14 protein-coding genes and 2 pseudogenes are annotated in these 20,793 nt (G+C 62.3%); 6 read left to right on the top strand and 10 right to left on the bottom strand.

Going from position 1 to position 20,793, the window contains the following annotated elements; all coding sequences use genetic code 11:
* The 9 genes and pseudogenes from G3N58_RS23155 to G3N58_RS23115 form a co-directional block, all read right to left on the bottom strand.
* A pseudogene (locus G3N58_RS23155) lies at positions 1 to 478 on the bottom strand (hypothetical protein); the annotation flags it as partial.
* Between the two features lie 265 nt (positions 479 to 743).
* Positions 744 to 3,638 (bottom strand): bifunctional YncE family protein/alkaline phosphatase family protein, encoded by a 2,895-nt coding sequence (locus G3N58_RS23150; RefSeq protein WP_241017213.1) that lies wholly within the window; start codon positions 3,636 to 3,638, stop codon positions 744 to 746.
* A gap of 955 nt (positions 3,639 to 4,593) precedes the next feature.
* The gene (locus G3N58_RS23145) at positions 4,594 to 5,019 is read right to left on the bottom strand and encodes a hypothetical protein (protein WP_206000314.1); all 426 of its coding nucleotides are present in this window, start codon (positions 5,017 to 5,019) and stop codon (positions 4,594 to 4,596) included.
* Between the two features lie 218 nt (positions 5,020 to 5,237).
* Positions 5,238 to 5,558 carry a DUF3592 domain-containing protein gene (locus G3N58_RS23140; RefSeq protein ID WP_206000313.1) on the bottom strand — a complete coding sequence of 107 codons (321 nt, stop codon included), beginning with the start codon at positions 5,556 to 5,558 and terminating at the stop codon, positions 5,238 to 5,240.
* A 9-nt stretch (positions 5,559 to 5,567) separates the two neighbouring features.
* Positions 5,568 to 6,013 (bottom strand): annotated as a pseudogene (locus G3N58_RS23135) (type VI secretion system tube protein Hcp).
* A 388-nt stretch (positions 6,014 to 6,401) separates the two neighbouring features.
* Positions 6,402 to 7,586, bottom strand: coding sequence for a porin (locus tag G3N58_RS23130; RefSeq protein WP_206000312.1), 1,185 nt, complete (start codon positions 7,584 to 7,586; stop codon positions 6,402 to 6,404).
* A 199-nt stretch (positions 7,587 to 7,785) separates the two neighbouring features.
* Positions 7,786 to 10,242: a glycoside hydrolase family 31 protein gene (locus G3N58_RS23125; RefSeq protein ID WP_206000311.1), complete on the bottom strand. Its 2,457-nt coding sequence runs from the start codon at positions 10,240 to 10,242 to the stop codon at positions 7,786 to 7,788.
* Between the two features lie 18 nt (positions 10,243 to 10,260).
* A complete protein-coding gene (locus G3N58_RS23120; RefSeq protein ID WP_167045082.1) occupies positions 10,261 to 11,547 on the bottom strand; it encodes an MFS transporter in 1,287 nt (428 codons plus the stop codon).
* A gap of 232 nt (positions 11,548 to 11,779) precedes the next feature.
* Entirely contained in the window at positions 11,780 to 12,031 is a 252-nt protein-coding gene (locus G3N58_RS23115) for a hypothetical protein (RefSeq protein ID WP_206000310.1), read from the bottom strand.
* On the opposite strand from G3N58_RS23115, the gene G3N58_RS23110 reads away from it, so the two are divergent.
* The 6 genes from G3N58_RS23110 to G3N58_RS23085 all read left to right on the top strand — a co-directional run bounded on the left by G3N58_RS23110 (position 12,031) and on the right by G3N58_RS23085 (position 19,295).
* Positions 12,031 to 12,375 (top strand): hypothetical protein, encoded by a 345-nt coding sequence (locus G3N58_RS23110; protein ID WP_205989115.1) that lies wholly within the window; start codon positions 12,031 to 12,033, stop codon positions 12,373 to 12,375. The two genes, G3N58_RS23115 and G3N58_RS23110, sit on opposite strands and share 1 nt — an antisense overlap.
* A 336-nt stretch (positions 12,376 to 12,711) precedes the next feature.
* Positions 12,712 to 14,607: an extracellular solute-binding protein gene (locus G3N58_RS23105; protein ID WP_240162719.1), complete on the top strand. Its 1,896-nt coding sequence runs from the start codon at positions 12,712 to 12,714 to the stop codon at positions 14,605 to 14,607.
* Positions 14,608 to 14,705: 98 nt separating this feature from the next.
* Positions 14,706 to 15,743, top strand: a complete 1,038-nt coding sequence (locus G3N58_RS23100) for an ABC transporter permease subunit (protein ID WP_167045091.1) — start codon at positions 14,706 to 14,708, stop codon at positions 15,741 to 15,743.
* Complete coding sequence (locus G3N58_RS23095; protein ID WP_206000309.1) at positions 15,743 to 16,849, top strand: ABC transporter permease; 1,107 nt, start codon at positions 15,743 to 15,745, stop codon at positions 16,847 to 16,849. Before G3N58_RS23100 ends, G3N58_RS23095 begins: the two co-directional genes overlap by 1 nt.
* The gene (locus G3N58_RS23090; RefSeq protein ID WP_206000308.1) at positions 16,846 to 18,486 is read left to right on the top strand and encodes a dipeptide ABC transporter ATP-binding protein; all 1,641 of its coding nucleotides are present in this window, start codon (positions 16,846 to 16,848) and stop codon (positions 18,484 to 18,486) included. Before G3N58_RS23095 ends, G3N58_RS23090 begins: the two co-directional genes overlap by 4 nt.
* A 137-nt stretch (positions 18,487 to 18,623) precedes the next feature.
* Complete coding sequence (locus G3N58_RS23085) at positions 18,624 to 19,295, top strand: C40 family peptidase (RefSeq protein WP_167045100.1); 672 nt, start codon at positions 18,624 to 18,626, stop codon at positions 19,293 to 19,295.
* A gap of 162 nt (positions 19,296 to 19,457) precedes the next feature.
* Here the strand turns inward: G3N58_RS23085 and G3N58_RS23080 are convergent, their stop codons facing one another.
* Positions 19,458 to 20,402 (bottom strand): patatin-like phospholipase family protein, encoded by a 945-nt coding sequence (locus tag G3N58_RS23080; protein WP_167045103.1) that lies wholly within the window; start codon positions 20,400 to 20,402, stop codon positions 19,458 to 19,460.
* Positions 20,403 to 20,793: the final 391 nt, after the last annotated feature.

Raw genomic sequence — 20,793 nt, 5'->3', positions numbered from 1 at the left:
CGGCTGTGGTCGCGGCGGGCGATGACGTGGCCGCGGCCGCTGTCGTCGCAGCGGGCTCGGCCGCGGCAAGCCTGCCTGGTGAGGGTGTCACGGGTTCATGCGTCGGCGTTGCCGGATGATTCGTTTTACTGATGGTTATCGGGGTTATGGGCGGTGCCTTGGGCTTCGCCGTCTCGACGGGAACCGCACGCTGCGGGGGCGAGGCAGGGTGCGAAACAGGGGGCGACTGCACGACCGCGGACGCGGTCATCGGCGCGGGCGGCAACAGTTCGGCGGTGATCGTGCGCGGCTCAGCCAACAACGGCATGGGTTCGTCGCGATGGTTCAGCACTGCCGCGAGCAGCACCACATGAATGCCGACAGCCACGACGATGGCGCTCGTTGCCCGGACGTTCAGCCGCCCGGGCAATGCCGGTGCGCGGACCGAATAAAGGGGATGCGAAATCTGCATGCTGTGGACCCGATTCAGGCGATTCATTCAGACGAACCTTCGCCCCGGCAATCCGGTGCGAACCCAGGCACATCGCTTGACGCAAATTCAAGGTACTCAGGATCAGGAACAGCAGGAAGCGGGCATCGGTCATCGCCATGCGCCTATCGGCATGCCGGCTCGTGGCGAGGCGCCGATGGCAACGGGCGGCAGTCCCGAAAGACCGCCGCCCGCCGCTACCCGTTACCGCGTACCCGGCGCGTCGGGGTCATGCAACCCGTCTGCGCCAGGGGCGAACGACAGCGCGACCGACTTAATCGTCGTCGTCGTCCGAGGCGGCGACCGTCTTCGTACCGTCCGCCGCGACCTTCGAATAGATCGAATGCGGCGTCGGATACGGCTTGTCACCCATCACACCCTTCCACAGCACCTGGTTGAACAGCGCCGGCGGAATCAGGTCTTCCTTGGAGAAGTCGAAGTCCTTCGTTGCGTTCGCCCAGTAGGTCGCGCCGTGCAGCGGATGAATGTCCGGACCCTGCGCGTACTGGTTGCCGTCGTTACCGCCCGACGTCGGGCCGGTGGCCACGTTACCCACGTTCGTGCCCTTCAGGATCGTCGAGGCAACGGCCGTGTAGGTCCACGAACCATTCGAGTGCGTGTCGAAGAGGTCGGCCATCGGCTTCGCGTAGGCCGTGTTCAGGTCGATGTGCTGGGTGCCCAGTACATCTTCCATCGTACGGACGGCGCTGACCTGGCTGTACGGCGTGCTGACGATCGCCTGCTTCTTCACATACGCGCCGACGACATACGCCGGAGCGCGGTGCGAGTCGACGTGATCGGAGCCGGCCTGCGAGTCGTCCTCGACCACTACGATCAGCGTATTTTTCGCGTACGGGCTGTTCGCGACCGTTTCGACCAGCTTGCCGACGGCGAAGTCGTTATCGGCTTCTTCCTGCTCGGCCGAGGCCATCTGACCCACGTTCTGCGCATAGTTGCCGGTGTGGTCGGAGCCCATGCGGACGAATTCAAACGACGGGAGATTGCCGTTCGCCACGTACTGCTGGAACTCGCGGTTCCATTCGAGCTCGCGGAAGGTGTCCGGATAGGACTGGTCGAAGCCGCGATAGTACGGGTCCGTCAGATTGACGAGCGTCGGCTTGACCGGGTGAACCTGAATGATGTTGGAGGCGAACGGCGTGAGCAGCGGGCTCGCGATCGTGCCGATCGAGCCCGTGTTGTTGACCATGCCGCCGTAGTCGCGCACCGAGCCGCCGGCTTGCAGCACCGCATCGTAGATGTTGGCCTTCTGGTAGCCGAACGGCGCATCCGGCACCGAGATGTCGGCGATACCCGGCAGCACGTTGGCCGTGCCACCCGGCAGCGACGACGTTCCCGTCGTGAAGCTGCCGCCCGTGCCGGCATCGCGCAAGGCGGTCGTCGCGAGGCCGACCGGCACGCCGCGGTTGCTGCCTTCCGATTCGTACGACATGCCGCGCGTGACGCCCGCATAGTTTTCCTGCTGCGAGACTTCTTCGGTCGGCGTGACGTGCGCGTGCTGGACCCACGACCAGCCGTCCATCGAGCCGTCGCCCGGATCGGTGAAGTTGTCGATCGTGACGAAGTTGCTGGCGATGTTGTGGAAGTTCGGCGTCGTGGCCTTGCCGTACATCGTGAGCGTCGGATCGCCGTTCGAGCCGTTGCCGAGGTCGCCGAGGATCTGGTCGAACGTGCGGTTTTCCTTGACGATATAGATCACATGCTTGATGTGATCGTGCATGAACTGCATCGTCTGACGATCGCTTTGCGACTCTTTCACCGAGTAGTGGTTGTTTTCTTCCACCTGGTTCGTGAGGCGCTCGAGCACTTCGCCGCGCGGAACCGGTGCGCTGATGAGGCTGCTCTGCTCCAGGCCGAACTGGTACTGGGCCGTGGCGCCGCCCGGCGTGTAGAGCGGGTTCGGGCCGGTGTTCGACTTGCCGTTGATGATGTACATCTGCGAGCCGTCGGCGCTCAGCGTGATGTCCTTCGGCGCATAGGCGGTCGGGATCAGGCCGGCGACGTGGTAGCCGTTCTGGCCGTCGAGGTTGATCACGGCGATCGAATTATCGCCGTTGTTGACCGCGTACAGCGTCTTGCCGTCCTTCGACACGGTCACGTTGACCGTATCGCGGCCGCTGTACTTCTTGCTGTTGCCATGGCCGTGGCCTTGATCGTTGTCGTTGCCCCAGCCGTGGCCGTGATCGTTGTCATGGCCGTGATCGTTGCCGTGACCATGATCGTGATCGTCGTCGTCCTGATCGTCGCCGGACAGGCTGGCGATGTCGATCGTCTTCTGGACCTTGCGGCTGGACGTATCGATGACCGCCACCTGGTCGGCATTCGACACGGCGACGTAGAGCTTCGATTGATCCGGCGAGAGCGTCATGCCGTAGGCATTGCCTTGCAGGGGAATGCGCGTGATGAATTGCGGCGCGGCCGGGTTCGACAGGTTCAGCACCACGACTTCACGGTCGCGCACCGACGAAACGAACGCGGTGCCGTCCGACTTCAGCGAGACGGCCCACGGGTATTCGCCGCCGGCGACGCCTTGCGCGCCCGACGTGTTGAACGGACGCAGGTCGTATTCCGAGGTGACCGTGTTCGACGTCGTGTCGATGAGGGTGATCGAGTCGTTGTAGTTGTTGGCCACGACCAGCGTTCTGCCGTCGGCCGACACGGCGAGACCGCCGGCGTTCGGCTTCACGCCCGAACCGATACCCGTGGTGTGATTCAGCGCGATGGCTGCGGTCTGCGCCCATTGGGCCGACGGCGCGGCCGAAGCGCGACCGTACACGTAGACCTTGTCGTCGGCGCCGCCGGTGCCGTACAGGGTCTGGTTGCCGTTCCACGCGAGGCCATCGAACGCATTGTTCTGATGAATGGCCTGCACGAGTTGCGGGTTGGCCTTGTTGGCGCCCGACACATCGTAGATGAAGATGTACTGGGTCGAGTCAGCCTTGTCGAGCGTGTTGTTGTTGGTACCCGTGTAGACGGTGTTGTAGCCGGCGGTGATGACCGCGAGCGTATTGCCGTCCGGGCTGAGCTGCGACTTGATGGCGCCGCTGACCACCTGGGTCGGCTTGGCCGACAGCTGCGGATTCAGCAGTTGTTGCGCGGCACCCGGGATGGCCATCGGGGAAATGAACTGGCCGGTGGGCAGAAGCGCCATGTTGCTCTGCGGAGTCGCGAAGGCCACGCAGCTGGTTAATAGGCTTAAAGCAATGCCGGACTGAACGAGCTTTCGATTCATCGTGCTTCTCCAAAGAATTCAAAACAGAATTGTTGATCTGATTCAAACGGAATCATTTGGTAGAGATATCGCCCCTGATTGCTCAGATGTGCTGACGGTCGATTCACGCGAGACGCATAACAGCACTGCTCTTGCGCTGTCAGCACGGCGATATTTAGTCATCGGCAAGTGTCAATCGAATGACGCGTTTAAATCTGGAGTGCGACGAATAAGAATCGTTATCACGTTATGCAAAAATTAATTCTTATATGACTGTCATGTGTTTATCTGTCATCCTGAATTAAATGAAACTTCACGAAATGGTTCGCTATTTCGTCGTGATTGTCAGAGGAATAGGTGGGCGAGACGTGATTCGAGACGGATCGGCGGAGGCGTTCGTTGGAGACATGTGTCGCCCGGAGTAGGCATGGTCCGGGCGGTGGGATAGGTGCGAGGGCGAGAGCGGGTGTGGCGAAGGCGTGAGCGGAATGAGAGGCCGTACCGCGTTAGAGATGCCGCTTGCGTGACGCTCTAAACGATCAGAACATCGGATTCTGAATCGGTAAACCGCACGGCCAAAATCGACGGTATTGAAATGTTCAATGCCGGTCGATTTTCACAAGGAATCAAGCCTACAACTCTTGCATGACAGAGGGGTGAAATTTATTCGAGAAATGATGATCTTTGTTTGAGTACTTTTTATATGATCTTCCGCCATTTTAGGTATGCATGCCATGCATCGACTCTAGTTTTAACAGGTGACTATTGACCGATGCATAGCATATTGAGAAGCGACCTATCTTTCAAATGTATTTTCATATTCTTTCATTTTAATAAAGAGAGGTGGCTGGTCCGAACGGATTTCCGCTTAGGCCAGGTATCTGCCGAGTCCCGTTTAGCTGTCGTTGTCATAGGTGCCTTTCCATATGATTTGTCCGGGCATGAGACCCCCGCCTAAGCCTTCCTGTAGTCCCTCGTTAACGCCGCGAACAACGATCACGGCAGGGGCGGCATTGACAGCCAGGGCCATGAACGACTGAATCATGATCGCCATTTCCAGTAGCTCAGGTTTTATGCCACAAAGCAAAACCGTCACATCCGTACCGTAGAGCAGGCCAGCGCTGCCGTCAAAATAGATCGCACCACCTTCCAACTTTTGTGGCGTGAGATTGCCATGACATGCTGCTGTTTCATAGACGATGCCGTTGCTGGGGAAGTCGGTTGTTGATCCGGTTCCAGCGATTTCCCGTCCTTTGAGGGTTATTTTGGGCAAGGTTAGTTTTCTGTGCAGCAGTTTCGGAATCGGGACGGAGATACCCATCCCAAATCCGGCATATTGAACTGCCGGCGTTTGCCTTCAGGGTCATCCAGAACCAGAAGTCCAACGGATACGAGGAATGCGCCAAGACTATCCGCCGCCGCCGGCACTCGTATCAAAGGTCCAGCGACTTTTTCGCAATTCCAGATTCATATTTGAGACTTCCCGCTTTTGAAGGGAAGGTTGCGGAGACCGGCAAGAATCCACAGAAGGGCCATCCCTCAGTATGTCAACGAGCCCTCCCAGATACTTCCGAACTTGTCGACTTGCGCACTCGGTCGAGGATGATCTGGACGGTATCGAACGCGTACCCGGTCGCCTATATGCTGGGTGATGAAACCGTTGCCCGAAAACTCGATCGCATCGCCGTTTAGGGCTGTGAAGGCAATCTCTGGATGATGTGGTCCGAAAGGTGTCCTGATGACTAACCCTTCAGTGACGACAGATGAACCCAGAAAGTCCAGCGTGTCATAGGTTGAATAGATGCCCGCCATCGCAAAGCAAGCACCGATCCCCAAAGCCAGGTAGTTGAATTTCCGCATGTACTTTGATTATCTGTCGATGTTTTCTCTGATATCGAACAATGCGGTGACGGTTCCCTTACTCGCGCCGAGTTGACTTTGTACGGTGTATTCCTGCTTCACCCTGGCGAACGGGAGCGTTACGTGCTCCCAGTAGGTGCTGGTCGCCGCATTGGGCTCCACGCCCGTAATGATCACATCGCCTATCGTGATCTTTAGAAAATCGAGTGGCGTACCTCCAGTCTTTCGCAAAGAGAGCACGACATTGGGAATGTGCCGACCCGTCAGACAGTAGCGCATGAGGTTGGGACTTGCGCGGTCGATCTGGTGGACAAATTCGAGGTCGCAAACTGTAGCCTTCCCGACAACATGACGGACTGCGGGGCCATTTTCCAATGCCAGCTTGCGACATCAATCTCACCGCGATGAGCTTCGTCCTGAGATTCACCTGTAATCCCGTCAATCTTGATAAACATATCCGCCACAACATTTCCACTTTGATTTGAGTTTGACCTGTTGTTAGCCAGCAAACGATCAACTATTCGGCGTCGCTCGCGGCGCTTTCACGTACGTCCGTTTCGCGTAGATGTGCCGTGCCAGGCTATGTTCGGAAAAGTCCATTTCAATTGGAATGGGATAACTCCGAAAAGTGGGATTGTGAGATCGAAATCAAAACCAAAGGCCTGCGCGGGATTGCTCCGGCAGGCCTGTCGGTCATTGCAGTTGAAGTGGCTATGACAGTGCAAACAGATCGGTTTCGCGACTCGGGCGCGAGCGATCATGCTGCGTCGTTTTATCCAATCGGGAAGCCTCGGTCAACCCATGTCATGGACGAAGAGCAGTACCCGCTCCAATGACGTTCAATCAGAACGCGTGCCGCAACCCCACCATCCCGACGAACTGCGAAGGCCCCGACGACGGCGTCGTGTTCTGCGAGTCGCCCACCACCGCGACCGCGTCGGCAATGCTCACGCCGCTGCCCGCCGCGATCAGCGCCTTGCCGCTCGCATGCTGATATGCCTCGAGCGCATAGAGCGTCGTGCGTGTCGAGAGGTTGTACGTCTGCTCGAACGAAATCTGCTGGTAGTGCGCGGGATCGTCGATGCCGTTCGCCTTGCTCTGCTGCGTGAAGCTATAGCCGCCGCCGACCGTCACGCTCGGCGTGACCCGGTAGGTCGCAATCACGCCGTAGGTGTTGAACACGGCCTTGTCGAGGAAGAGCGAGCCGTTGCCCGGCGCGTACTGCACGTTCGAGTAGTTGAGCCCGACCATCAGATCGTGCCAGCTATAGCGGCCCGCCGCCGCGAACAGTTGCGCGCTGCGCGCGCTCGCATAACCGTTGTTCACCGGCGAGTTGATCGCGAAGCTGCCGAGCGCCGCGCTCGTCGCGACGTCCTTGAGCTTCACGTAGCCGGCCGCGATCGACACCGGCTGATAGTCGTAGCGGAACGCCGCGCTGAAATTGCTGCCGTTCGCGACGCTGCCCGGCACGCCGCCGAGCGCGTATTGCGCGCTCATCTGCAGGCCCGCGAGCGTCGGCGATAAGTAGGTTACCGAATTATTGAAGCGCAGCGTCGTGTCGAGCGCGTCGATATCGCCGGGGTGCGCGCCGGTCGCACCGGTCAGCACGCCGGTCGGTCCGAGCGCGCCGACCATGTTGAAGTAGGGCGTGTACTGGCGGCCGAGCGTCACGGTGCCGTAGCGGTCATTGGCGAGGCCGACATAGGCTTGCCGGTTGAACAGGTAGCCCGCGGTGCTTTGCGCGCCGGTCAGCGAATTGAAGCCGCTTTCGAGCCGGAAGATCGCCTTCGTGCCGCCGCCGAGGTCTTCCGAGCCGACCAGGCCGAACTTGCTCGCCTGCAGGTTGCCCTGGCTCATATAGAAGTTCGAATGCCCCTTCTGGTTGCTGACATAGCTGAACGCATTGTCGACGACGCCATACAGCGTGACGCTGCTTTGCGCCGATGCGCTGGTCGACAATACGGCGCCCGCGAACGGCAGGCAGCAGAGGACGAACGCGCGAGTACGCGCGTGCTGGATGGGATTCATGATGGACGTGTCTCCAGACTGGATGAATAGGCTTGAGAGATCGATGAGCGCTCAATCAGTTCTCGATCGGAGTGGGTCGGAGTTGATAGGGCGTTCATCGATCTCTCAGGCCGCTGCGGTTGTTGTTTCGTGCTGCGCGGTACTTCGTCTTTTGTGCTTCGTTTGTGCCTCGTGGTGCTGGCGAGTGTCTCGCGATACCTCAGTGCGGCAGTGAAACTGTCAGGCAGCGCCAGCCGTCCGCGACATGGTCGTCGGCCAGCGTGCCGTTTGCGCAGACGATCGCGCGCGTTTCGCTCATCGGCACGAAGATGCGAACCTGCGCTTGCACCTGCGCTTGCACCTGCGCTTGCACCTGCGATTGCGGCAGCCAGCCCGGACGCTCGACCGCGATGCGCAACGTGCCCGTATCGTCGCTCGATAGCGCGACCTTCCAGCGCCCTTGCTCGCCGTTGCGCCATGCCTCGCTCTCGCCGTCGTCTTCGATCGAGCCGCCTTGCGCGGTGCCCATGCCCGCATACGGCACCGCGATGAACGCGCGTTCGTCGGCGGGGCGGCCGAAGTGCTGCTCGGCGACGTTCAGCGGAATCACGCTGCCTTCGCGCAGCAGGAACACGGGCCGCTCGAACGGTGCCGGCAGCGTGACAGTCTGGCCGCCAGCGAACGCTTCTCCGCTCCAGTACGACACCCAGCGCGTGCCGGACGGCAGATACACGTCGCGCGTGGTCCGGTTCGCGTCGACCACCGGCGCGACCAGTATCGACGGGCCGAGCATCATGTCGTCGCCGTCGGCGAGGCAGCGCGGATCGTGCGGAAACTCCGCGAACATCGGCCGCAACACCGGCTCGTAAGCGCTGTGCGATTGCCACAGCAGTTCGTACAGGTAAGGGATGAGCCGGTAGCGCAGCTTGATCAGATCGGCGACCTGTTGCGTGACCTCGGGGTACATCCACGGCTCGTTGACGGTGCCGTCGTCGTTCCACGAGTGAATCGAAAAGCGCGGCAGGAAGATGCCGAACGCGACCCAGCGCGCGAACAGTTCCGCTCCAGGCGCCGGACCCGCGAAGCCGCCGATGTCGTGTCCGCTGTTCGAGATGCCGGACATCGCGAGTCCGAGGCCCATCTTCAGATTGAAGCGCAGCGTTTCCCACGACGTGTAGTTGTCGCCCGACCATGTCTGCACGTAGCGATGCATGCCGACGCCGCCCGAGCGCGACACGAGGAACGGCCGCCTGTCTGGCGCATGTTCGCGCTGCGCGTCGTGCGACGCGCGCATCATCAATTGCGTTTGCAACACCTTGGCCTGATGCGCCGGATAGGCACGGCCGAAGCCATGCGCGAGCGCATTCGGCGTCCAGATCTCGAACTCGTTGTTGTCGTTCCACGTGGCCGCGATGCCGTACCGGAGCAGCGCGTCCTTCACGCGCGCTTTCCACCAGTCGATCGTCGCCGGATTCGTGAAGTCGAGATAGGCGCCCACTTCGTCCCAGAACTGCACCCATGCGGGCTCGCCGTCGGATGCTGCGATCAGCAGACCGGCTTGCGCGACTTCCCCGAACTTCGGATGGTCTTGCAGCAAACACGGCTTGATATTGGCGCACAGCCGCACGCCGTGATCGAGATAGCTTTGCACGAAGCCGTCGATGTCCGGAAACTTCTCGTGATTCCAGTTGAACACGTAGCGCTTCGGCCCGATCGACGTATAGCCCGAGGACAGATGGAACGAATCGCACAGCACGTCGTGCTCGCGGCAGCGCTCGATGAATTCGCCCATCTGCTGCTGCGCGTCCGGCGCGTCGGTGTAGCTCATCGTCGAGCCGGAGTAGCCGAGGCCCCACTTCGGCATCCACGCGGGACGGCCGGTGAGCCATGTGAAGCGGCGCACCGCGTCGAGCGGCGTGCCCGGCGAGGCGATGAAGTAATAGTCGAGATCGCCATGCTCGGCGATGAAATGGCGATAGTGGCCGTGATAGTTGTCGAGCTCGCGGCCCATGTCGAAGCGGCAATCGGCGAGCGTGTCGTAGAAGAGCCCGAAGCCCGTCGACGTCTGCGGCTGCCATGTCACGTAAAACGGAATGTGCTTGTAGAGCGGGTCCGTGGTGCGCGCGCTGTAGCCCATCGCGTCGATGTTGCGCATTTCGTAGCTCTGCTGCGCGCGATCGAGCGAGCCGGCGCGCTCACCGAGGCCGACGTACATTTCGTCGCGACGCCGTTCGAGGTAGTGATAGACGTGCGAGTCCCACCAGCCGAAGTTGTACGCCTGCGTTTTGCGATCGCTCATGACGCGATGCCACGTGCCCTCGTGCAGGATGTCCCATGCGCAGGTGCCGCCTTCGAGCGCCACGCTCACGCGCACGCGCGCGGTTTCGATCACGACGTGGCCGGCCTGTTCCGAGACCGTGAACGGCGGCGGCGTGAAGCCGCTCAGGTCGTGCCGCTCGCGGCCTGCGAGCGGCACGTCGTCGGCGCCGGGCGCGATCGCCCACGTGCGTGGTCCGCGCGTTTCGCCGTCCGGCAGCACGAGCACGCGGATGATGTCGTCCGCGAGCACGAACAGTTCGATGCGGCAGTTCGGTTGCGCAGTCAGCACGATCGGGTTGCCGGCCGTGGATGACAGCGCGAAGCGCGGCGGATGCCTGAGAGTGGTCGATGAGGGCATGATGGGTCTCGAGGAAGGTTACGCGGCCGTGCCGGCGTTGAGTTCGGCGCGGCGCGCGCGGCCATGGCGCGGCACGCCGCGCATCAGGATGATCAGCAGCGTCGCGCCGATGATGTCGAATACGCCGAGCGCACCGAACAGCGGCGTATAGCCGATCGAATCGGCGAGCGCGCCGACCATCAGCGAGAAGCCGAGGCCGCCGATCCACGCGGCCATGCCCGCAAAGCCGGCGACGGTGCCGACCTCGCCCGGGTCGAAGACGTCGGCGGCGAGCGTGTTGACGAGCGCGGAGAGCATCTGGTGCGCGAAGCCGCCCACGCAGAACAGCGCGATGGCCTGATACGGCGACGAGACGAAGCCGATCGACGCCGGCCCGAGCATCATCAGCGCGCCGAGCACGACGCCGGCGATGCGCGACCAGATCAGCGGCACGCGCAGATGCTTCATCAGGAACGGCGACAGGTAGCCGCCGAACAGGCCGCCGAGGTCGGCGGCAAGAAACGGCAGCCAGGCGAACATCGCGATCTGCTTCAGATCCATATGACGCTGCGTGGCGAGATAGAGCGGAATCCAGAAGCTGAACGTTTGCCAGGCGGGCTCGGCGAAAAAGCGCGCCTGCGCGATCGCCCAGAAGCGGCGCGTGCGCAGCACCTCGCGCACGCTCGCGCGCTGCGCGGCGGGCGGCGCCTGGCCGTCGAGAATCATGCTGCGTTCGGCATCGCTGGCGCGCTTGTGTTCGTTGGGCGAGCGATACATCAGATACCACATGGCGGCCCACACGAAGCCGAGTGCGCCGGTGACCGCGAACGCGCTCTGCCAGCCGTAGCGCAGCGACAGGAACACCACGAGCGGCGGCGCGAGCAGCGAGCCGAGCGAGGTCCCCATATTGAAGTAGCCGACCGCGACCGATTTTTCGCGGTCGGGAAACCATTCGGCGACCACCTTCATGCCGGCCGGAATCGCGGCCGCTTCGGAGAGGCCCATGAAGCCGCGCAAGGCCGCGAGCGAAAACCAGCTGCCTGCGAAACCGTGGAACACGCCGGTCAGCGACCACAGGCAGGCGAACAGCGCAAAGCCGAGCCGCAGGCCGATCATATCGATGATGAGGCCGCAGATCGGCTGCATCACCGTGTAGCCGACCTGGAACGCGCCGACGACATACGAATATTGCTGTGTGCTCATGTGCAGCAGCTTCATCAGCTCGGGGGCCATCACGCCGAGCGCGTTGCGCGACAGATAGTTGATGATCGTCCCGAGGCAGACGAGGGCGATGATCCACCAGCGCAATCCCTTGATCGTTTTCAAAATCAGTCTCCGTGGCGCGGCGAAACGCCACGCGGGTGGCGGCGCTCGCTGATGCGCGAATTCGAACATTTGTTGATTTTCGGTGACAGTCATCCTACCACTTGCAATGGGCCGAGATACCAGGGAAAACCATGTCGATTTCTCAAAATTTCCTTGATTTTCCGGGATAATTTGGAGATTTCTCATTTCAGATCGTAATGTGATCTGATGACTTATTTTTTGTTCGACCGGTTTATATGTTCTTTCGAACATCGTAATGTTCGTTTTTGGTGTCGGTAAAGCGAACCGGTTCGAAGCGCCGCAAGCGGCGGGCGAGGCCATTTTTTGCCGCCTTCTTCACCGCTTTATGTCCGATGTAACCAGACGTTACCCGTTGCGTGAGCACGCGATTTTCAGCATCAGTTATTACAAAGTTGAAATACGCGCGACGCGACCTTGCGTTATATTTCCGCCAACAAAACGTGTTTCCATAAAGGGTGATCAATGAAGTCCGCTCGTCTTGTTCCGCTTGTGCTCGGGGTGTTGACGTTGGCCGCGTCGGGTGCGGCGATGGCCGGTGGCCTCAACGTCGGCGTCAATATCGGCATTCCCGCTCCGGTCTACGTTGCGCCGGCTCCGGTCTACGCACCGCCGCCGCCCCCGCCGCCGCCCGTCGTCTATCAGCCGGCGCCTGCTTATTACGGTGGTCCGCAGATCGTGATCGGCTGGCATGGCGACCGTTACTGGGACGGCCATCGCTACTGGGCGCGTGACGACTGGTATCGCCACCATCCGCCGGGACGCGGCGGCTATGGACACGATCGCGGCAATCATCGCGGTTGGCACTGAGTCGGCACTGAGTCAGCGCCGCCTGGTGCTGCGGCGTTGAGCCGGTGTCAGGCATCACGCTGCGTGTTGCGCAGCTCATTACGCTCCTTAACCGGCAGCGCAAAACGGAAACCGCCCGCAAGGGCGGTTTTTCTTTGGTGCGAGCGTTTGTAACCACAACGCATGGCCTTGCACGAGTCGAGCAGATTGCGCGGATTAATTGGGTAGAATGCCCCGCACCGCCATTGCCCACTCATCAGCAAGACCTCTATGACAACTGGCTCGCGACGGGTTCGAACGCCTCATGTATTTCTGCACCACGTGATTCATGGACCCTTGCGCGCCGCGCTCGCTGCCATGCTGGCCTGTGCGGGTCTGCTCGCGGCGGCGCCGGCGCAAGCGGTCCATGCGATCGCGCAATACGGCGAGCCGAAATATCCGGCCGGCTTCAAGCACTTCGACTATGTGAATCCCGATGCGCCGAAGGGCGGCACGCTCGTGCTCGCGAACCCGAGCCGCCTGACGAGCTTCGACAAGTTCAATCCGTTCACGCTGCGCGGCAATCAGGCGCCGGGCCTCGAAATGATGTTCGAGAGTCTGACGACCGGCAGCGGCGACGAAGTCGCATCGGCGTACGGGCTGCTCGCCGACGACATCGTCGTCGCGCCCGACGGTCTCTCGGTCACGTTCCACATCAACCCGCACGCGCGTTTCTCGAACGGCGACCCCGTCACCGCCGACGACGTCAAGTTCTCGTTCGACACGCTGAAAAGCCCGCAGGCCGCGCCGCAATACGCATCGATTTTCGGCGAGATCACGCGTGCGGTCGTCGTCGATCCGCAGACGGTGCGCTTCGAGTTTCGCGACCGCAATCGCGAGTTGCCGCTCGTCGCGGGCAGCATGCCGGTGTTCTCGCGCAAGTGGGGGATGAAGCCGGACGGCCGCCGGATTCCGTTCGACCAGCTCGCGTTCGAAAAACCGATCGCGAGCGGCCCGTATCTGATCGAGAGCTACGACAACGGCCGCACGATCACGTTTAAACGCGACCCGCACTACTGGGGCGCCGATCTGCCGGTGCGCGTCGGCACCGACAACTTCGAGCGCATCGTCTATAAGCTCTACGCGGACAGCACCGCGCGGCTCGAAGCGTTCAAGGCCGGCGAATACGATGCACTCGTCGAATACATCGCGCGCAACTGGGTGCGGCGCGACATCGGCAAGAAGTTCGACAGCGGCGAGCTGGTCAAGCGCGAATTCGCGCAGCACAACGGCTCCGGCATGCAGGGCTTCATCCTCAACACGCGGCGGCCGTTGTTCCAGGATGTGCGCGTGCGCAAGGCGCTCGATCTCGCGCTCGACTTCCAGTGGCTGAACCGGCAACTGTTCTTCAATCAGTACACGCGTATCGACAGTTATTTCGCCAATACCGAATGGCAGGCGAAAGGGTTGCCGTCGCCGGGCGAACTCAAGCTGCTCGACCCGTTTCGCGACAAGCTCGACCCAGCCGTGTTCGGTCCGATGCCGACGCAGCCCGATACCGATCCGCCCGGTTCGCTGCGCGCCAATCTGCTGCGCGCGCGCGATCTGTTGCAGCAGGCCGGCTGGGTCTATCGCGACGGCGCGCTGCGCAACGCCAGGGGCGAGCCGTTCCGCTTCGAGATTCTCGACGATTCGGGCTCGGCGTCGTCGATGGAGCCGATCATCGCGACCTTCACGCGCAATCTGCAGAAGCTCGGCATTACCGTGACGTTCCGCACGGCCGATTTCGCGGTCTACCAGAAGCGCCTCGATGCATTCGATTTCGACGTGACGACGCTGCGTATGCCCGATGTTCAGGTGCCCGGTTCGGAGCAGGTCAACCGCTACGGCAGCAAGGCCGCCGATACGCCCGGTTCCGACAACGCGATCGGCGTGAAGTCGCCGGCGGTCGATGCCGTGCTTGACGCGCTCGTGCATGCACAAACGCGCGAGCAACTGACCGACGCCACGCACGCGCTCGATCGTCTGCTCATGCATGGCTATTACGTCGTGCCGCACTGGTACAGCGGCACGCACCGGGTCGCGTTCAAGCGCGGGCTCGCCTGGCCGAAGACCTTGCCACTGTACTATGGCGCGGAAGGCTGGATCACGTCGATGTGGTGGTACGAAGACCCGCGGGCACGTGGGCAAGCGGACCCGCAAACGGATCGGCCGGCACCGGCACAAACGCCACCGTCCGCCGGCGCGTCGCCGAAGCCGCAGCCGAAACCGTAGCCGCTTCGTCGCAGCGCCGCGTTGCTCGCGCCTCGCCGATTTCGATTTCATCACCGACCGTCCGTTCACCTCAACGCTGTCGCACCGGAACACCGCCTATGTGGAGCTACATCCTCAAACGTCTGCTGCTGATGATCCCGACCTTGCTCGGCGTGCTCACGCTGACCTTCGCCGTGATCCAGTTCGTGCCGGGCGGACCGGTCGAGCAGATGCAGCACGAGCTGCGCAAGGGCGCGGAGGGCGCCGCGCCGTTCGGCCTGCGCGCGCATAGCGGCGTCGACGCGCAACAGGTCGCGCAACTGAAGCAGCTCTACGGTTTCGACAAACCGCCGCTCGAACGCTATGTGCTGATGCTCAGGCGCTTCGCGAGCTTCGATCTCGGGCAAAGCTACTTTCGCCATCAAAGCGTGTGGTCGCTGATCGTCTCGAAGCTGCCGGTGTCGATCAGCATCGGCTTGTGGACGTTCTTCCTCACGTATCTGATATCGGTGCCGCTCGGCATCGCGAAAGCCGTGCGCAACGGCTCGCGCTTCGACATCGCGACGAGCCTCGTCGTGCTGATCGGCTATGCGATTCCGGGCTTCGTGCTCGGCGTGCTGCTGCTCGTGCTGTTCGGCGGCGGCACGTTCCTGCAGCTGTTTCCGCTGCGCAACCTCACGTCCGACAACTGGGACCAGCTGAGCCTGTTCGGCAAGATCCTCGACTATCTATGGCATATCGCATTGCCGATCACGGCCTCGGTGGTCGGCAGCTTCGCGGTCGTCACGATGCTCACGAAGAACGCGTTCCTCGACGAAATCCGCAAGCAGTATGTGCTGACCGCGCGCGCCAAAGGTTTGTCGGAACGGCGCGTACTGTGGAAGCACGTGTTCCGCAATGCGTTGCTGCCGTTGATCGTCGGCTTTCCGGGCGCGTTCATCGGCGCGTTCTTCACCGGCAGCCTGCTGATCGAAACGCTGTTTTCGCTCGACGGGCTCGGGTTGCTGTCGTATGAATCGGTGATGCGGCGCGACTATCCGGTCGTGCTCGGCACGCTGTATCTGTTCACGCTGATCGGCCTCGTCACGCGGCTGATCTCCGACCTTTGCTATGTGTGGGTCGATCCCCGCATCCAATTCGAACAACTGGAGCGCTGATGAATCGAGCCCGCCTTTCCGCCGATGCGACGGCGCGCAGCGAATTGCCGCGCGCGCTCGTGTCGCCCACGCCCGCGCGCCGCGTGTGGCGGCGTTTTCGCCAGCAGCGGCTCGGCTACTGGAGCCTCGTTATCTTTCTCGTCGCGTTCGCGGCGAGCCTCGCCGGGCCGCTGTGGTCGAACGACAAGCCGCTCGTTGCGCGCTATGACGGCCACCTGTATTTCCCGATGTTCAAGACCTATGCGGAAACCACTTTCGGCGGCGACTTCCCGACGCCGGCCGACTATCTCGACCCGTACATCAAACATCGCTTCGACGCGCCGGGCAACTTTGCGCTGTATCCGCCGAATTATTACTACTACGACACGCTGAACTACTTCTCGACGTCGCCGAACCCGGCGCCGCCGTCGCGCGAAAACTGGCTCGGCACCGACGACCGCGGCCGCGATCTGTTCGCGCGGCTGCTATACGGCTTTCGCGTGTCGGTCGAATTCGGCCTCGTGCTCACGGTAATCAGCACGATACTCGGCATTGCCGCCGGCGCCGTGCAAGGTTATTTCGGTGGACGAACCGATATCGTCGGGCAGCGCCTCATCGAAATCTGGAACGCGATGCCGCAGCTTTATCTGCTCATCATCTTCTCGTCGATCTTCGAACCTGGCTTTGCGTTGCTGATCGTGCTGCTCTCGCTGTTCAACTGGATTGGCCTGTCCGATTACGTGCGCGCCGAATTCCTGCGTAATCGCCAGCAGGACTACGTGCGCGCCGCGCGCGCGATGGGCCTCTCGCACTGGCAGATCATCTGGCGTCATGTTCTGCCGAATAGCCTCACGCCGGTCATCACGTTCCTGCCGTTCAGCATGAGCAGTGCGATTCTGGCGCTGACGAGTCTCGACTTTCTCGGTCTCGGCGTGCCGGCGCCGACGCCGAGCCTCGGCGAACTGCTCGCGCAAGGCAAGGCGAATCTCGACGCGTGGTGGATCTCGGTGTCCACCTTCGGCGTGCTCGTGGCGATGCTGCTGTTGCTGACCTTCATGGGCGACGCGCTGCGCAATGCGCTCGACACGCGCATCTCCGATGCGATGCGTGCCGGAGGTCAGCAATGAGCGCCACGTTGCCAGGTAATCCGCAAGACGCGGCGGCGGCGGAGAAGCCGCTGCTCGAACTCGATCATCTGCGCGTGACGTTCGGCGATACCGTCGCGGTCAACGACGTGACGCTCGCGATCGGACGCGGCGAGCGCGTCGCGCTGGTCGGCGAATCGGGCTCGGGCAAGAGCGTGACCGCGCTGTCGGTGCTGCGGCTGCTGGCCGACGCGCAGGTGAGCGGCACGATCCGCTTCGACGGCGAGGACCTGCTCGCGAAAAGCGAGCGCGCGATGCGCGGCCTGCGCGGCTCCGACATCGCGATGATCTTCCAGGAGCCGATGACGGCGCTCAATCCGCTCTACACGATCGGCGACCAGATTGCCGAGACGATCGTCGCGCATGACGGCGCGAGTGCGAGCGAGGCGGCGCGGCGCACGGTCGAGCTGCTCGCGCGCACGGGCATCGCCGAGCCGGGCAAGCGTGCGAACAGCTATCCGCATCAACTGTCGGGCGGCCAGCGGCAGCGCGCGATGATCGCGATGGCGCTCGCGTGCCGTCCGCGTCTGCTGCTCGCCGACGAGCCGACCACGGCGCTCGACGTGACGATCCGCGCGCAGATCGTCGAGCTGCTGCTCGAACTGCAGCGCGACGAAGCGCAGAAGCGCGGCATGGCCGTGCTGCTGATTACGCACGACCTGAACCTCGTGCGCCACTTCGCGCAGCGCGTCGCGGTGATGGAGCAGGGCGTGCTCGTCGAGAGCGGGCCGGTCGAACAGCTGTTCGAGGCGCCGCGGCATCCGTATACGCAGCGCCTGCTCGCGAGCCGGCCGCAGCGCTCGGTCGTGCCGGTGATGCCGATCGCGCCCGTGCTGCTCGAAGCGCGCGAGGTCTCGGTCGATTTCAGAACGAAGCTGCCGGGCTTGCGCGGCTGGTTCGGCTCCGGCCATTTTCGCGCGGTCGACGCGGCGAACCTGTCGGTGCGCCAGGGCGAGACGCTCGGGATTGTCGGCGAGTCGGGTTCGGGCAAGTCGACGCTCGCGATGGCGCTGCTCGGCCTGCAGCGCACCGCGCACGGCGAGATCGAATTTCAGGGCAGGGCGCTCGGCAGCTATCGCGGCGCGGAAAAGACCGCCTTGCGCTCGACTATGCAGGTCGTCTTTCAGGATCCTTTTAGTTCGCTTTCGCCGCGGCAGACGATCGAGCGCATCGTCGGCGAGGGGCTCGCGCTGCATCGGCCGACGATGACGCCCGAGGCGCGGCGCGACAAGGTGATTGCGGTGCTGCGCGAAGTCGGCATCGACCGTACGGCGTTGTATCGCTATCCACATGAATTCTCGGGCGGCCAGCGGCAGCGCATTGCGATTGCGCGGGCGCTGGTGCTGGAGCCGCGCGTGCTGATCCTCGACGAACCGACGAGCGCGCTCGACGTGTCGATCCAGCAGCAGGTGCTGAAACTGCTCGCCGGTTTGCAGCAGAAATACAATCTCGGCTTCGTGTTCATCAGCCACGATCTCGAGGTGATCGGGGCGATGGCACACCGTATCGTGGTGATGCAGAACGGTTCGATCGTCGAGAGCGGGGAGGCCGAGAAGGTTTTTGCGACGCCGTCGCACCCTTACACGCGAAAGCTGCTGAAAGCAGCGCTTGACCGTTGATTTTTCACTCCTTTAACAATTGGGAGTGTATCTCGATTGATTTTTTCTATTTCTTTTGACACACAAATACTTACTGGCTACTATCGACCAAACTTTTTTTCGCAGTCCACTGATTTTTAGGCAAAAACTACTGACCAATGCAGCAAGGAAATCTAACCCAGGCTTGCACGCGCGTCGTCGCCGGGATGTTCATTGGCGTCCTGATGGCAGCAGCTCCCGGCGCGTTCGCCGACGAACCCGGCAGTTTCAATCAGAACGCCTCCTATTCGACCACCAGCGGGTCGAATTCTTCCTCCCTCTCCACTCCCCAGACTCAAAGCCCAGCGGCCGACAGCGATAGCGGCAGCACCCGGTCGTTCCTTTCCGGCATGGCTGGCAAAGCGGGCGACGTGGTGGTCGGCGCGCTGAACATGATCGGCGTTCGCTACCGTTGGGGCGGCAATACGCCGGATTCGGGGCTCGATTGCAGCGGTTTCGTGCGCTACGTGTTCCAGGACACGCTGGGCCTCGCGCTGCCGCGCCGCGCTGAGGAAATGAGCCGGGTGGGCGAGAAGGTGCGCGTGAGCGACCTGAAGCCGGGCGATCTGGTGTTCTTCAATACGATGCGCCGGACGTTCTCGCACGTGGGCATCTATATCGGCGACAACAAGTTCGTGCATTCGCCGTCCACCGGCAGCACGATCCGCGTCGACGACCTGGATGACGGCTACTGGGAAAAGCGCTTCACGGGTGCACGCCGGATCGAGACCTCGTATGACGGCGACGATCTGCGCAAGCGCGTGAACGCGACGATCGGCGGGAATAACTGATTCCGCGCCGCATTGGCGATAAAAAAGCCTGCTTCGTCTGAAGCAGGCTTTTTGCATTTCATGTGCGCATTTTGCGATGGGGATGCGGTCTCGCCCGCCGGTACACCGGTATGCCGGTACGATCGTACGCGGCGACTCGTACCGGCTTTTAACCCGAACCGCTTACGCCCCTAGCCGGCGTGCGGCGAGCTTGCGCTGCAACTCCGGCATCATCTTCGCCACGGCTTCCTCGCCCGCGAGGATCGCCGCATTGCGCTGCGAGAAGTCGCTGCCGCTCATCGCGGCGAGATTCGGGCGGATCACGATGTCGGCGTACTTGTCGAGCTCGTAGGCCTTGATCGTCTGGCCCATGATCGTGAAGGTTTGCATCAGCACGTCGAACGAACTCGTGGTGACGCCGGTTTCAGGGCGCTGCGAGATGTCGACCGCGATCACGAAATCCGCGCCCATCTTGCGCGCGAACGACGCCGGCACCGGGCTTACGAGACCGCCGTCCACATACTCGTGACCGCCGATCTTCACCGGCTCGAAAATCGACGGCACGCTGCACGACGCACGCACCGCGATGCCGGTGTTGCCGCGCTGGAACAGGATCGGCTGACCGGTTTGCAGATCGGTCGCGACCACGCCCAGCGGCTTGACCATCTTTTCGATCGGGCGATTGTGCAGCGTCGTGTTCAGGTAGTTCTGCAGCGCGACGCCTTGCAGGAAACCGCGCGTGCGAAACGGCATGGCCCAGTCGCTGATCGAGGCTTCGTCCATCGCGAGCGCGAGCTTGTTCAGCGCAAAGCCGTTCATACCCGACGCGTACAGCGCGCCGACGACCGAACCGGCGCTGGTGCCGGCGACGAGATCGATCTGGACATTGCGCGCCTCGAGCGCCTTGATCACGCCGATATGCGCGAAGCCGCGCGCGGCGCCGCCACCGAGCGCGAGCGCGACGCGCAGAGGCTTCTCGGCTTTTTCGGGCGGCGGGGGAGTGGTGGGCGTGGCGGCGACCGGTGTGCTATCGACTGTGCTGCCGGTCGTGGTGCAGGCGGCGAGCACCGCGGATGCGGCCGCCAGCGAGAAGTTGCGGCGGCTCAAACGGAGGGATGACGGTTTCAACAGGATTCTCCAGCAACGGCGCGGGCAGCGCGGTGGCGCCGCGCGTGCCGCGATCAGCCCGAGGGGCGAACTGGGTTCAGGCGAGCTTGCCGCCGGACCTCGGGCGCAACGGATCGCCGACGGCGATTGCGCGCTGCGTGATGACGTCCAATCGAGCTTTTCCGACTGGGTGTCCGATTGCAGCGCGCACATCATAAAGCAAAGGATCGGCTCGCGCGGCGCGCTGTAATGAAACGTTGCAGAGGAAGTATTCGGGTGTGGTGGGCGAGGTGAGCAGCGCGGTTTTCGGGGGAGTCTCGCGTGTGGAGGCCGGGGCATGCGTAGCATTACCCGGATTCGCAATGACCGCTGATGGCCTGCGTGGACGCACGGTTTTGTCTTGCACGCAGGC

Origin of the sequence: Paraburkholderia sp. Ac-20342 (genome assembly GCF_017104985.1) — a bacterium.
Classification (GTDB): domain Bacteria; phylum Pseudomonadota; class Gammaproteobacteria; order Burkholderiales; family Burkholderiaceae; genus Paraburkholderia.
Note: the sequence above shows the minus strand (reverse complement) of the source record. Positions and strands in the feature narration are given on the sequence as shown.

Excerpts from the sequence above, each read along its gene's own strand:
- G3N58_RS23150 (WP_241017213.1), bottom strand. The coding sequence starts at position 3,638 with ATGGCGCTTCTGCCCACCGGCCAGTTCATTTCCCCGATGGCCATCCCG.
- G3N58_RS23145 (WP_206000314.1), bottom strand. The coding sequence starts at position 5,019 with ATGGGTATCTCCGTCCCGATTCCGAAACTGCTGCACAGAAAACTAACC.
- G3N58_RS23140 (WP_206000313.1), bottom strand. The coding sequence starts at position 5,558 with ATGCGGAAATTCAACTACCTGGCTTTGGGGATCGGTGCTTGCTTTGCG.
- G3N58_RS23130 (WP_206000312.1), bottom strand. The coding sequence starts at position 7,586 with ATGAATCCCATCCAGCACGCGCGTACTCGCGCGTTCGTCCTCTGCTGC.
- G3N58_RS23125 (WP_206000311.1), bottom strand. The coding sequence starts at position 10,242 with ATGCCCTCATCGACCACTCTCAGGCATCCGCCGCGCTTCGCGCTGTCA.
- G3N58_RS23110 (WP_205989115.1), top strand. The coding sequence starts at position 12,031 with ATGAAGTCCGCTCGTCTTGTTCCGCTTGTGCTCGGGGTGTTGACGTTG.
- G3N58_RS23105 (WP_240162719.1), top strand. The coding sequence starts at position 12,712 with ATGCTGGCCTGTGCGGGTCTGCTCGCGGCGGCGCCGGCGCAAGCGGTC.
- G3N58_RS23100 (WP_167045091.1), top strand. The coding sequence starts at position 14,706 with ATGTGGAGCTACATCCTCAAACGTCTGCTGCTGATGATCCCGACCTTG.
- G3N58_RS23095 (WP_206000309.1), top strand. The coding sequence starts at position 15,743 with ATGAATCGAGCCCGCCTTTCCGCCGATGCGACGGCGCGCAGCGAATTG.
- G3N58_RS23090 (WP_206000308.1), top strand. The coding sequence starts at position 16,846 with ATGAGCGCCACGTTGCCAGGTAATCCGCAAGACGCGGCGGCGGCGGAG.
- G3N58_RS23085 (WP_167045100.1), top strand. The coding sequence starts at position 18,624 with ATGCAGCAAGGAAATCTAACCCAGGCTTGCACGCGCGTCGTCGCCGGG.